14 protein-coding genes are annotated in these 11,822 nt (G+C 70.3%); 1 reads left to right on the top strand and 13 read right to left on the bottom strand.

Translation table 11 applies throughout. From position 1 onward, the window contains the following. Positions 1-13: 13 nt before the first annotated feature. A complete protein-coding gene (locus ACIRF9_RS30135) occupies positions 14-253 on the bottom strand; it encodes a hypothetical protein (protein ID WP_403828413.1) in 240 nt (79 codons plus the stop codon). Positions 254-352: 99 nt separating this feature from the next. Here ACIRF9_RS30135 and ACIRF9_RS30130 point away from each other — a divergent pair, with 99 nt between their 5' ends. Continuing rightward, complete coding sequence (locus tag ACIRF9_RS30130) at positions 353-1,111, top strand: GntR family transcriptional regulator (protein WP_403828412.1); 759 nt, start codon at positions 353-355, stop codon at positions 1,109-1,111. 58 nt (positions 1,112-1,169) lie between these two features. Here the strand turns inward: ACIRF9_RS30130 and ACIRF9_RS30125 are convergent, their stop codons facing one another. The 12 genes from ACIRF9_RS30125 to ACIRF9_RS30070 all read right to left on the bottom strand — a co-directional run bounded on the left by ACIRF9_RS30125 (position 1,170) and on the right by ACIRF9_RS30070 (position 11,820). After that, on the bottom strand, positions 1,170-1,439 hold the full coding sequence (locus ACIRF9_RS30125) for a hypothetical protein (RefSeq protein WP_403828410.1): 270 nt from the start codon (positions 1,437-1,439) through the stop codon (positions 1,170-1,172). A gap of 17 nt (positions 1,440-1,456) precedes the next feature. Beyond that, positions 1,457-1,681: a hypothetical protein gene (locus tag ACIRF9_RS30120; protein WP_403828408.1), complete on the bottom strand. Its 225-nt coding sequence runs from the start codon at positions 1,679-1,681 to the stop codon at positions 1,457-1,459. 17 nt (positions 1,682-1,698) lie between these two features. Further along, positions 1,699-2,004, bottom strand: a complete 306-nt coding sequence (locus ACIRF9_RS30115; protein WP_403828406.1) for a hypothetical protein — start codon at positions 2,002-2,004, stop codon at positions 1,699-1,701. After that, positions 2,004-2,837, bottom strand: a complete 834-nt coding sequence (locus ACIRF9_RS30110; protein WP_403828404.1) for a peptidoglycan-binding protein — start codon at positions 2,835-2,837, stop codon at positions 2,004-2,006. Before ACIRF9_RS30110 ends, ACIRF9_RS30115 begins: the two co-directional genes overlap by 1 nt. Further along, entirely contained in the window at positions 2,837-3,064 is a 228-nt protein-coding gene (locus ACIRF9_RS30105; RefSeq protein WP_403828402.1) for a hypothetical protein, read from the bottom strand. Before ACIRF9_RS30105 ends, ACIRF9_RS30110 begins: the two co-directional genes overlap by 1 nt. Before the next feature lie 65 nt (positions 3,065-3,129). Continuing rightward, positions 3,130-3,627 carry a hypothetical protein gene (locus ACIRF9_RS30100; protein WP_403828400.1) on the bottom strand — a complete coding sequence of 166 codons (498 nt, stop codon included), beginning with the start codon at positions 3,625-3,627 and terminating at the stop codon, positions 3,130-3,132. 20 nt (positions 3,628-3,647) lie between these two features. Next, positions 3,648-3,932, bottom strand: a complete 285-nt coding sequence (locus tag ACIRF9_RS30095) for a hypothetical protein (protein WP_403828399.1) — start codon at positions 3,930-3,932, stop codon at positions 3,648-3,650. Positions 3,933-3,942: 10 nt separating this feature from the next. Next, a complete protein-coding gene (locus ACIRF9_RS30090; protein ID WP_403828397.1) occupies positions 3,943-4,758 on the bottom strand; it encodes a hypothetical protein in 816 nt (271 codons plus the stop codon). After that, positions 4,758-5,843 carry a hypothetical protein gene (locus ACIRF9_RS30085; protein ID WP_403828395.1) on the bottom strand — a complete coding sequence of 362 codons (1,086 nt, stop codon included), beginning with the start codon at positions 5,841-5,843 and terminating at the stop codon, positions 4,758-4,760. The genes ACIRF9_RS30090 and ACIRF9_RS30085 overlap by 1 nt, the downstream gene beginning before the upstream one ends. Continuing rightward, the gene (locus ACIRF9_RS30080; RefSeq protein WP_403828393.1) at positions 5,840-6,868 is read right to left on the bottom strand and encodes a hypothetical protein; all 1,029 of its coding nucleotides are present in this window, start codon (positions 6,866-6,868) and stop codon (positions 5,840-5,842) included. The genes ACIRF9_RS30085 and ACIRF9_RS30080 overlap by 4 nt, the downstream gene beginning before the upstream one ends. Before the next feature lie 10 nt (positions 6,869-6,878). Beyond that, the gene (locus tag ACIRF9_RS30075; RefSeq protein ID WP_403828391.1) at positions 6,879-7,748 is read right to left on the bottom strand and encodes a phage distal tail protein; all 870 of its coding nucleotides are present in this window, start codon (positions 7,746-7,748) and stop codon (positions 6,879-6,881) included. 13 nt (positions 7,749-7,761) lie between these two features. Continuing rightward, positions 7,762-11,820, bottom strand: a complete 4,059-nt coding sequence (locus tag ACIRF9_RS30070) for a phage tail tape measure protein (protein WP_403828389.1) — start codon at positions 11,818-11,820, stop codon at positions 7,762-7,764. Between the last annotated feature and the right edge of the window lie 2 nt (positions 11,821-11,822).

The following is an 11,822-nucleotide window of genomic DNA, read 5'->3' as shown; positions in this document are numbered from 1 at the left end:
GCCCTCAACCGGCTCATGGAGATACCCCGTCCTCTACGGTCGCCCAGATCTGCGGGCCTTCGCCGGTGTCGCTGCTCCCCCAGGCGTCCGCGTCCCGGAGGGCCTCGATCGTCTTCCGCCAGCGGTCCCAGTCGTCCGAGGCCGGGGCGGGGGCAGAGATGCGGATGCCGCGCGGCGAGGGGAAGGCGTCCACGGCGGTACCGAGGGCGTCTTCCAGCGCGGCGCGTATCTCCGCAGCTCTACGTGCAGGCACGACGAAATACCCACTCTCGTGCGAGAGAATGACTCTCGTACGAGAGTAGAGGGCGCAGCACTACTCTGTCACGCAAGTCACATCGGGAGGAGGCGGACAGTGAGCACGGAACCGCCGCTGTACCTGCGCGTCGCTGAAGAGCTCCAGGCCCGCATCGAGTCCGGCGAGTTGTCGCCGGGCACCCGCCTCCCGTCCGTCGCCGAGATCTCCCGGCAGTACGGCGGCGTCAGCAACTCGGTAGCCAGCAAGGCCTACCGGCTCCTGGTCGACGAAGGCCTCGTCGTGTCCCGGCACGGTGCCGGCCACTACGTCCGCAGCCCCGACACCCCGGAGCTGCTCGTGCGACGCCACCGGCGCCGCTCCGAAGACAGCCCGTTCGCCGAGGGCGCCGCCGAGCAGGGCGCCGTCGGGACCTGGCGGCACGAGTCCACCACTGCGCAGGCCTCCGACATCGTGGCCGCGCGTCTCGGCATCGCCGAGGGCGCGGCCGTCATGCACACCTCGTACGTCTACCTCGCCGACGAGCGGCCCGTGCAGCTTGCTGAGTCGTGGGAACCCCTTGATCTCACCGGCCAGTCCCTCGTCGCGCTGCCAGAGGTCGGCCCGTACGCCGGCGTCGGCGTCGCCGCGCGCATGCGGGTCCTGGGCATCGACGTGGACGACCCAGTCGAGCGGGTCCGTGCCCGCACAGCCACCCGCGCGGAAGCGCAGGGCCTCGGCATGACGCCGCCCGGTCCGGTGCTCGCAATCGAGCGGACGTACTACGACCAGGCGACCGGCCGCGCGGTGGAGACTGCGGACATCGTGATGCGGGGCGACCGCTGGGTGAGCGTCTACGGGCAGCGGCCCACCGGCTGAGTCCGGACATGACGAAAGCGGCCCCGCCCTCCCGAAGGAGAGCGGGGCCGCTGGTTGTTCAGGCGCTGTCTGGTAGCCGGGTCTCGACCCGGGTGATGCGCTTCTCGTGGTCCTCCAGCTGGCCGTCGTGCTGGCCGAGCCGGGTCATGACGCCCGGCCGCTCCGGGACACCCGGTCGGGCCTCGGCGCCCGCCCAGTCCTCCCACGCCTGGTCCACCCGGTCGGCGATCCGTAGTACGGCCCGCAGAACTCGCCACAGCAGGGCGCACAGCCCGGCGAGCGCGACGATGGCCACGGACCAGGCGACGGCGGAATCGATGGCTCCCACGCCGGTCGCTCCCTCCGTCATCTGTCCGCCTGGTCATCGGTGCGCAGCCAGCCCGGCAGCAGGGCCTGGACGCCGGGCACGGCCATGACCCGAGCGAAGCCGCCCGCGACGGCGAGTGCCCCGACGACCCAGGGCAGCGCCTGGGGGACGCCGGACGCGTCGACGACTGCCGGCAGGACGACCGCGATGCCGAGCGCGGTCTGGAGGATGGTGCGCAGGGTGCGCTTGGTCGAGTCGGACATGCAGGTTCCTCTCGGGGTCAGGCGGGGATCCACTCGCCGCCGCGCACCCAGCCGTGCAGGCCGCAGCAGTTCCACAGCAGCGAGGGTTCGAGGTGCAGCGGTTCGCGGGAGACGAGAGTGTGGGCGCTGGTTCCTGCGGCCACCCAGCAGCCATCGTGCACCTTGCGCTCTGCGGGGACGCCTTCCAGTGCTGTGCACCAGTGCCAGAAGGTGGGGTTGGTCTCCTTGGCCAGCCACCCGAAGTAGATGTCGTCCGTCAGCCGGTTGACGGCCATTTCCAGGCCGGGCCAGTCCGACGGCGGTACGCCGCGGTCGTGGCTCATCAGACGTGCGGCACCTTCAGCGCGGCCCACGACTTGGCGCCAGGCCAGCCGTCGGCGGACACCCCGGTGTAGCCGAGCTTCCGCTGCCACTTCGCGTACGACCGGCGGTCGGCCTCGGTCCACTGCGGCCCGGGACCGTCCTCGTACGCCGAGCAGCCGACCGCGACCAGCCGCTTGCCCATCGCGGTGACGATCGCCGACCGCGGCTCCTTCCGGAACCACTCAGCGCCGGGGAACGGCTGATAGACCGGCTTGGCGGCCTCGGGGACCGGGACGGCGAACAGATTCGGCATGGGCCCCGGGTCGACGTGTGAGTTTCCAGGTACCTGGTTGTGCCCGTAGTGGCCGCCCTCGCTGAGCCACGTACTGAGCGAGACGGTGTCGCGCGTGAACGACGTCGGCGCGCCGCCCGGCCACGCGTCGGCTATGCCGAGGGAGCGCAGCCACGCCACGATCTTGTCGAGGCCCTTGCACGGGGTGTCTCGCACCGTCGCGTACTTCTTCCCGCCGACGGTCTCCCCGGCGGTGAATACCGTCTCGATCTGGATGCAGTACCGGCCGGTGCGGTTCGTCTTCACCGCGCCCGCGTTGGCCAGGGAGAGGCTCCGGGAGTCGGCAGGGAAGTACTGGGCGACCTCGCCGGTGAACGGCTCCCACAGCAGGTGCGGGGCGACGCTGGCACCGCCGCCCGTGAACCAGCCGTTCTCGTTCTTGAAGGTCCAGTCCTTGGCGTTGGACGTGATGTGCCAGACGGCCCGGGCCGGACCGCCGTTCATCGCGCCGGTGTTGCCGAGAGCGCGGCGGGTCGCGCCGGGCATCCACAGTTCGGGCATCAGGAGTTCGCCTCCTGGGTCTGGTTGACGTGCGCGACGACGGCCCAGTTCTTCGCGGACCACAGGTCGTCCAGGGCCTTGGTGACCTCGGGTCCGGAGAGGGACTTGGCCAGTTCGTGTGCCAGGTCGTGGAACGGCTTGCTCACCTTCTGGAGGTCTTCGGGAAGGTGGTCGTACCGGAAGTTGTCGACCATCCGCGCCGTGGCGGGGTGCATGGTCAGGGGCATGGGTGCCTCCAGGGCATGAAGAAAGCCCCGGCCAGAGGCTCGGGGCAGACGGAGGGGATGAAGGGTCAGGCGGCGACCGGATCGGTCCAACGGTGGGCGCGCAGCTGCGCGTAGCCCGGCTCGACCGTCAGGATGTCGCCCGCCTTCCAGGCGGTGCTGTGGGCGTCGACGACCAGGGCGAGGACCATGCGCCCGGCCGTCCAGTCCGTCGGCACCCGCCACGAGAAGCTGACGTCCATCGCCAGGTGGTGCACATCGGGAGTGACGTTCTCGCCCGTGAGCATGTCGTCGATCCGCACGCGGTTGGCCCAGCCGTTCGGGTCCGAGTACGCGTAGTACCAGATGTGGGCGCCGACGCCGATGTTGTAGCCGCAGTCGTTCGTCACGCCGAACTTGTAGGTGATGTCGAGGACGTCGCCCGCCAGGGTGGCTGGGAGAACGACTCGGATCAGTCGCTTGCCCGTGGTGGTGGGCAGGTCGACCGGGATCTCTTCGGTGTCCAGCTCGTTGCACCAGACGGGCGGCTGCAGCACCTTGCCCGGCGCGGTCTGCGTGATGGCCAAGTGGGCTCTCCTCGGGGTGATCAGGCTGATGGGCTGTCGAGCGCGGGCGATGGCTCGACTGGTACGGGCGTGGGGGCTGGCGTCTCCTCCGCCGGCGGTACGGGCGCCGAGGGGACCGGTGCGGGCCGCAGGTCGGTGATGGGCTGCTTGCAGCTCCCGCACTGGCCCATGTAGCAGGGCGGATCGGTGTCGCCGTATGGGTAGTAGAGGCCGAGGCACTCCAGTTCGGCGGCGGTGCATCCGTCGGTGTGGCACACGGCGACCAGCGACACGGGCGCCGGGAGGTCGGGGAAGGACTCGCTCACGGCTCTGCTCTCATATGTCGGTGCCGATGATTCCCCAGATGATCGTGACGGCTGTGGTGCTCTGGCGGGTCGCCCACACAGTCATTCCGGAGCTGGTCAGGTTGGTGTAGCCCGAGCCCGTCACGCCGTTCGTGGCTGCGGTGAAGCCGGGCGCCGGGTTCGCGATGGTGGTGAACGCCCGGAGGACGGTTCCGGGCACGTTGAGGCCGCTCACCGTGACGGACGTCGGGGTGTTCGCGGCGGACGGTGTGATGGCCACGCTGCCCGTGACGATGTTCGAGGCGGTCAGGGTGCCGAGGACGTCGACCCCGCACAGCGTCGAGTTCTCGCCCTGGAAGTAGGCGCGGGGCAGGCCGGCGGCGAAGACGGATTCGAGGATGAGCAGCAGCCGGTGGTCGGTGTCCGCGACCGAGCCGGAGGTGAAGGTGAGGTTGGCGTACTGGGCTGTGTCGGTGTCGTAGTACGCCGAGGCTGGTACGGCGATCAGACCGTCGGCGACCGGCCTCCACACGATGGTGCCGGCGCCGAGCAGGGTTGCCATGTTGTACGGGTCCTGGAAGCCACGCGTCCACAGCCCGCCCGCGCCGTCGGCCTGCGGGCCGAGCTCGGCCAGCACGGTGACGCCGTCCTCGGCGTACACACGCACGGACTGGCTGCTCTGCGCGAGCTCCACCCGGCCGCCGTCGGCGGCGGTGCGCACGTTGCCGATCGTCGCCGAGGTCAGCCGGCGCGCGGCCCGCAGCTCCCGCACCTCCCGCTCGAGGGCCCGCACCTTGCGGGCCATGGTGGTGGCGTCCGTGGGCAACTGGTCGATCTGGCGCGGCATCAGCCCTCCTCGACGAGAATCGGCCGGACGCGGTCGGCGGCCGGGTCCAGCTCCCACGCCCAGCAGCGGGCGACCGTCTCCACGCCGGCCGGGTGGCGGGGCGAGGTGGTGACGCTGAGGCGGACGCTGTCGCCGAGTCCCCAGTCCGAGCCCAGCCGCGGGGCGCGGGAGGCGACGGCCTGGACGGTCCACACCTGGGCGCCCTCGGCCATCAGCGCGACCGCCTGCGAGGCGTGCGCGGTGAGCTGGTCGGGGTCCGTGACCCCGGAGGCCGGGGTGTATCGGTACTCCCACAGCGGCCAGCCGTTGGCGAGCAGGGCCGTGGCGTCCATCGTGGACGAGGTGAGCCGGGAGGTGCCTTCGCCCTCGCCGCGGGCGATGACGCGGGTGGCGCCCTTGCCCTGCTCGTAGGACTCGGACAGCACGTACTCGGCGACGCAGCCCGGGAAGTCGAAGACACCCTCGGGGTTCGTCGACTGGGTGCCGATCGCGGACCGCACCCGGAACGGGAAGGTGAAGCCCGTGTGGGCTCCGTTCCAGGCGACGTCGATCGTCCACTCGGGGCCGCCCTCCAGGCCCATCACCTCTTGCAGGCACGACAGGATCGACTTGTCGTCGCCGTCGTCGGTGAGGTAGTCCATCGTCACGCCGGTGGCCACCGAGTCGATGACCAGGGGCGGCCCGCTGGTCAAGGCCGGAGTCACCAGGGCGCTTACGACAGAGGCCTGGTCGGTGCCGATCAGCGCCTGAGTGCCAGGGAACCGGCTGTCCAGGTAGGCCTCCAGGGTGGCCGCCCCGAACGTGACGCTGGTCGCGCTGCCGCCGTCCCGGGGCAGGACGACGCCTGCCCACAGCGGGGTGTCCGTGGCCGTGTCGACGGCGACCAGGGCCGAGCGGCCCGGGGCGGTCGCCGAATCCCACTCCCTCGGTGCGCCCGCCAGGGACAACTCGAACTGGGTGGTGGTGGCGACGCCGAGCTTGCGGGAGAGGGCGCCGGTTGGTCTCAGCGCGGGCAGGTCCTCGATGATGCCGCCGGTCTTCAGGTCGACGCCGTACCAGGCGAGTTGGTAGGCGCGCTCGGTCATGAGGCCGACTCGTAGCTGACCATCAGCCGCAGGGTGTTGCCGTTGGCGAAGGTGGCCGGCGCTGTGGGCGACATGTTGGCGGCGATGGACGCGTTGGCTGCCGTGGGGAACGTCGGGCTGGCGGTAGTGCCGCCGGTGGCGATGATGCACTGCCCGATGTACGTGCTGGCGGCGGTGAGGCGGGAGGTGCCGAGGTCGTCGATGCTGGAGCTGGCGGCAGTGAACGGCAGGCTGAGCAGGTAGGCCCCGGAACCGAAAGTGGTGGTGCTGCCCGGAACCACCATGATCTTGCAGACGACGAGCCGCCCGATCTTCACGTACTTGCCGCTGATCGTCCCGTTGTTGATGACCGGGTTGGTCGTGACCGCGGTCCAGACCGGCGTGTACGACGTCCACGCACCCGGCGTCTTGAAGTACGTGTCCCAGCTGGAGCCGTTGTAGCGCAGCAGGTTGGTGCCGTCGTCGTAGTACTGGCCGGTGTACGGCGAGCCGGGGGCCGTGGACGAGGGCAGGATGCCGCCCGGCGCCACCGTGTTCGGACGCACGGCCGTTGAAACCGTGGGCGAGCCGCCGCCGGACGGCGGGACGGTGATCGTGGCCAGCGGCATGTAGATCTGTGTGCCCGCCGGCGTCGGCGCGACGGGCGAGGCCGCCGCGGTCCCGGCGAGGTACACGATGTCGGCCTGGTTCAGGCCGGAGGCGTCCACGCTGGTGTCCCACACCCTCAGGTACACCAGGTCGATACGCGACAGGGTGGCGTGCGCGGCCGTCAGCGTGCCCGGCGACACGGAGGACGGGAACGCGGCCCGGTAGACGCCCTGCCCGCTGTAGGCGACCGTCGCGACGCCAGCGGAACAGTTGATGGTCGACCCGGCCAGAGTCACGGTCAGGCCCGGGTCGCCCGGGCGGACGCCAGAGCGCGAGCCGAGCGCGGTCCCGTCGCCCATGACGGTGACGGCCTCCAGCCGGCGGGTTTCGAGGCCGGACAGGGTCAGGGTGTCGATGGCCCACACGTCTACCGGCATGGTGCACTCCTCACATCCATGCCGACCGCCACTGGACGGTCAGCGTCGCGCTCGCGTTGTACGTGGTGGACTGGAACTGGAAGATGACCGACTGGCCTGCGCCGATGGTCGGCCAGCCGTTGGACACGGTCATGAACCGGCGGCGGCTCACGTTGCCGTTGATGAGCACGGTGTGCGCGTCGGTGTCGATGACGAGCGTCTCCCCGGAGGCGAGGTCCTGGCCGTACACCAGCTGGCGCACGGTGCCGTCCGGGTACAGCGCGGACACGACCGGCGCGACCACAGGCCCGGCGATCGTGATGACCGGCCGCGAGTCGGCAGTCCCGCTGTTCACCGCGGCGATCTGCCCGGCGGTCACCGTCGCCGAGAACGCGACGGGGAACGTCACCGGGAAGGCAAGGCCTCCGCTGGAGGTGGGCAGGTTCGTGGTCGCGCTGCTGAGGGTCGCGTCGTACCGGCGCGGGTCCGCAGCAGTCACCAGCACCGAGTACGTCGCCACCGTGTCCGTGACGTACTGGATCAGGAGCTTCCCGCTGCGGCGGACGGTGGCCCGTTTCGGCACCGCCTCGCCCACGAGCAGCACAGTGTCGGTCAGGCTGGCCGCCACCCGCAGGGTCTCCATCGCCCGCTCCAGCGCGGCCCTCGACGGCGCCACGATGGTCCCGCCGAGGGTGATCGGGCGGGCACCGAGGTAGACCGTGGACGCCCACGCCCCGTGGTCTGCCTCCCGTTCGGTGAATTCCGAGCGGATGTCGGGCGAGTCCCAGCCCTCGAGGGACTGGAGGAACCAGGCGACCCCGTTGCTGTCGACGGCGCCCAGGGCGAGGCTGCCCAGGCTGGCCGACAGGCCGTCCAGGGCAGCGCCCGGTGTGTACGGCATCCCAACCCCTTCCTCAGCCGATGAACTGCATGTGCCTGGCGACGTCGGCGGCCTGCTCGGCCGAGCTCTGCTTGGCGCCGTACAGGTTCACGGTGATCTGCCTGGTCACCTCCCGCGCCACAGCTGCGGTGCTCGCCCCGCCGCCCCCGTAGCGGCCTGCCGGGACGAGCCGGTAGCCCATGGATGCCGCCGACTTGGCCAGCAGCGCCCGCGAGCGCACCGATCGGTTCAGCGGGATCCAGGCCTCGGGCACGCCGGCCTCGCCGCCGAGGACCATTCCGGGCTGGGTGAGGATCCCGCCGAGGGCCATGGCTTGGCCGCCCTGCTGGACCCACTGCCGCACGAAGGTGGCCTTGTTGGCCTCCGGTAGGGAGCTGATCTGTTTGGTCATCTTGGGGACCAGGGCGCGGATGGTGGCCACGTCCAGGCCGGCGGCGATGAGGTCGGCGAACCCTCGACCAGTGCCGCCTCGCAGCGTCGACAGCAGCACCAGGGAGTTGGCGAGGTCCTCGCCGGTGAGCGTGCCCTGTGCCGATCCGACGGCCTTGTTCGCGGCGGCTGCCGACTTGCTGTCGCTGACGGCCTGGCGGGCGAGCGTCATGGCGGAGGCGTCGCCCTGGGCGGCCAGGGCCTGGGCGAGGTCGCCGAAGCCCTGCGCGGCCAGCTTCTGGAGGTCGGCCGCGAACTGTTGGGACTCCTTCGTCGAGCCGCTGAGCTGCTTGGTGAAGTCGGCGAGCGTGGCCTTGGCGAGCTCGCCGGTCTTCTCCAGCTTGGAGACGATGTCCTTGAACTGCTTGTCCGAGGCCCCGGCGAGCGCGTTGACGAGGGCGTAGCCCTCCTCGCCCATGCCCTCCAGCATGGTCTGGAGCTCCTTGCCGCCCCGCATCCCGATCTTCTGGAGGTTCTTGCGCCAGCGCGTGGTCTCCGCCAGCGACTCATTGAGCTGGGTCTGGTAGGCCTTCAGGTCAAAGGCCTTGGGTGCCTTGGCGCCCTTCTTCAGCCCCAGTTCGGCGTCGGCGGCGTTGACGTCACGGCGCTCCTTGGCCACCGTGGCGTCGGCGGACCGCTTTGCCTTGCGGGCCTTGTCCACCTTCTCCTCGGCGGACCGCAGCTGCGCGGCGGTGTGGTGTCCCTTCCTCACCTTGCTGAGGTTCTTCTCGGCGTCCCGGAGGTTGTCGGCGGCCTTCTTCTGCGCCTTCAGCGCCGTGTTGAGGTCCTCCCACGCCTTCTTGAGGTCCTCGATCTCCTGGTCGTACCGCTTCATCGCGTCCGATGGGCCGCCGAGGACGGCGGCTCCGGTCGGTGTGTAGGTGAAGCCGGGGATCCCACCGCCCGCGAACCACTGCACGTTGCCGCCGAGGCGTTTCACGGTCTCGGCGGCGATCTTCCGGGAGCGGGACCGCTTGCTGGGAGCCAACGGGATGTAGGCCTCGCCGCCGGTCTCGTCCTCGGCCCACACCCGCCACTCACCCGCCCGGGCGATCTGGGCGATGTGGTTCTCGGCGCCGTTGGCGAAGAAGCGGATGGCGCCCTGGGCGTTCCTCGACACGCCTCCCTCGCCAACAACCGGGCGGTTGGAAGTGCTCTTGACCGCCCGCTCCTCGCGGATCGTGAGGATGCGGATCGTCTTGTCCGTCAGCCGGCGGATTGCGGCGGCCAGCGCGTTGACGTTGGCCTGCTGGGTGCCGGTCGGGACGGTGATCTCGACCTTCTTGCCCTTGGTGTTCTTGATCTTGTAGCCGAGGGCTTCCAGCTGCGCCCGCGCCTCCGCCGTCAGCGCATCGACGGTGATCTTCTTGCCCTTGGTGCGGGCGACCTGGTCCTGGACCGTCTGCAGGTCCTTCACCGCGCCAGCCGTTTCGGCGTCCACTTGCGTGGTCACTACGCCGGGCATCTGGAGGTACGAGCTGACCAGCTGGTCGATGGCGCTCTTGGAGAAGCCGGCCGCCTTCATCTGCTCGCGCAGCAGACTGATGTCCTTCTCCAGGACGGACTGTCCGGCCTGCTGGCTGTTCTTCTGCTCGGCGACCGCCTGGGCGTGGTCCATCGCGGCCTGTGCGGCCTCCAGGAACGCGGTCTTGACCGCGCGTCCCTTCTCGGAGGTGATGTCCAGGCTGTGCCCGTTCTCCTTGACCGCCTCGGTCAGGTCCGCCAGGGACTGGCGGAAGTTGATTTCCTTCTCCGCCGAGCCGATGTTCACGCCGTTCAGCGCGTTAAGGGCGTCCACCAGCTTCTCGGCCTCGGTCCGCTGGTCCTGGAGCTCGTCCGCCGTGATGCCGAGCTGCTTGGCGAGCGCCTCCTGAGATGTGGCGGACGTCTTGCTCTGCACGTCCACGTCCGCGAGCGCGTCCGTGTACTGCGGCATCAGCGTCAGCAGCTTCTCCTTGCTGGTGCCGTCCGCCGCAGCCGCGCCCGCCAGCCGGTTGAACGCGTCGGACGCCAGCTGCGCGTTGCCGGACGACACCAGCTGGCCGAGCGCCTCGTCGACAGCCTTGATCTTGTCGTGAGCCTCGTCCAGGGGGATCTGGCTCTCCATCATCCCCTTGGTGATGTTGAAGGTGAGGCTGTTGACGATGTCGGTGGTGCGCGCCTTCCAGTCCGGGTGCGCGACGCGCTTCACGGCCTCGCCGAAGCCGTCCAGGTCGCCGCCCAGCTTCTTCAGTGCCTCGCCGCCGACCTTGCCGTTCTTGCCGAGGTCGACGAGCGAGGCCGCCATCTTCGACACCGACGGCGGGGACTCCTTGAAGGCATCGCGGACGCTCTGGCTGGCGTAGGAGATCAGCTCCAGGCCTGCCACGACGGCACCCACCTTGCCGAGGGTGCCCAGGATGATCCGGGTGCGGGCGGCCGTGAGCCCCATCGAGGTGAGCGCGGCACGGGTCGCGGCGATGCGCGGCAGCAGCAGCAGGAAGCCAGCCACGGCGAGTCCCGCCGCACCTCCGATTCCCGTGAGCAGGGTGACGGCGTGCTGGACCTCGGGGCTGAGCGAGTTGTAGGCGTTGACGACGCGGGTGATCCACTGGGTCATGGCACGCAGGGAGTCGTTGGCCGCCGAGCCTGACTCGATCAGGGCAACCTCGATCGCGCCCCGCAGCCGCTCCAGGTCGCCTACCAGGTTGTCGGTCTGGACGGACGCCATGCGCTGGGCGGCGCCCTGGTCGTCGACCGCGGAGACGTACTTGTTGATGCCGTCGGCGCCGAGCTCGTACAGGATGGTCGCCGAGCGGACGGCGTCCGCGCCGAAGATCGTCGCCATGGCGCTGTTCCTGGCCTCGGGCGTCAGCTTGGAGAACGAGGTCTTCATGCGCGCGGCGAGCTCGGTGAGGCCGACGAACTTGCCCTGGCTGTCGTAGGCGCTGAAGCCGATCGCGTCCATGGCGGCCTTGGCCTCGTCGGACTGCGGGACGAGCCGCTGCAGCATGACCTTCAGCGAGGTACCGGCGTCCGAGCCGATCAGGGCGTGGTCGGCGAACGCGCTGAGAACGCCCACGGTGTCCTCGATGGACAGGCCGGTCTGGTGCGCGAGCAGACCGCCCATCCGCAGGGACATCGCCAGGCCATGAACGTCCGCCGCCGACTTGTTCGCGCCGGCGGCGAGCAGGTCGGCGATGTGCGTGACGTCCCTGCCCTTCAGGCCGAACGTGTTCATCGCCTGAGCGCTCGTCACAGCCGCTTCGGTGAGGTCGACCTGGCCGGCCGCCGCGAGCGCCAGCGACCCCTTCAGGGCGCCCCCGACGATGTCCGCGGTGGAGATGCCGGCGCGCGCCAGCTCGGCCTCCGCGCGGGCCGCCTCGGTTGCCGTGAAGGAGGTGGTCTTACCTGCCTCCAGCGCGGCGGCGCGCAGCTTGTCCATGTCCTTCGCTGAAGCCCCGGTGACCGCGCGGACGTTGCTGAGTTCCTTGTCGAACTTCGCTGCTGCCGCAGCTGCGACGGCGAACGCGGCGACCAGGGCTGTGCCGACCTTGGCGCCGATGCCGGCCATCTTGGACGTGTCGTCGGCGGCCCGCCGCATGCTGCGCGTGTACTGGTTGACGTCCGCGACCAGGCGGACGTTGACGGTGCGGGTGGCCACGG

This window comes from Streptomyces sp. NPDC096132 (genome assembly GCF_044763345.1).
Classification (GTDB): domain Bacteria; phylum Actinomycetota; class Actinomycetes; order Streptomycetales; family Streptomycetaceae; genus Streptomyces.
This window is presented reverse-complemented; position numbering and strand designations above follow the sequence as displayed.

What these genes read in the sequence shown, in the direction of transcription:
- ACIRF9_RS30120 (WP_403828408.1), bottom strand. Translation starts at nt 1,681, where the DNA reads ATGTCCGACTCGACCAAGCGCACCCTGCGCACCATCCTCCAGACCGCG.
- ACIRF9_RS30115 (WP_403828406.1), bottom strand. Translation starts at nt 2,004, where the DNA reads ATGAGCCACGACCGCGGCGTACCGCCGTCGGACTGGCCCGGCCTGGAA.
- ACIRF9_RS30110 (WP_403828404.1), bottom strand. Translation starts at nt 2,837, where the DNA reads ATGCCCGAACTGTGGATGCCCGGCGCGACCCGCCGCGCTCTCGGCAAC.
- ACIRF9_RS30105 (WP_403828402.1), bottom strand. Translation starts at nt 3,064, where the DNA reads ATGCCCCTGACCATGCACCCCGCCACGGCGCGGATGGTCGACAACTTC.
- ACIRF9_RS30090 (WP_403828397.1), bottom strand. Translation starts at nt 4,758, where the DNA reads ATGCCGCGCCAGATCGACCAGTTGCCCACGGACGCCACCACCATGGCC.
- ACIRF9_RS30085 (WP_403828395.1), bottom strand. Translation starts at nt 5,843, where the DNA reads ATGACCGAGCGCGCCTACCAACTCGCCTGGTACGGCGTCGACCTGAAG.
- ACIRF9_RS30080 (WP_403828393.1), bottom strand. Translation starts at nt 6,868, where the DNA reads ATGCCGGTAGACGTGTGGGCCATCGACACCCTGACCCTGTCCGGCCTC.
- ACIRF9_RS30075 (WP_403828391.1), bottom strand. Translation starts at nt 7,748, where the DNA reads ATGCCGTACACACCGGGCGCTGCCCTGGACGGCCTGTCGGCCAGCCTG.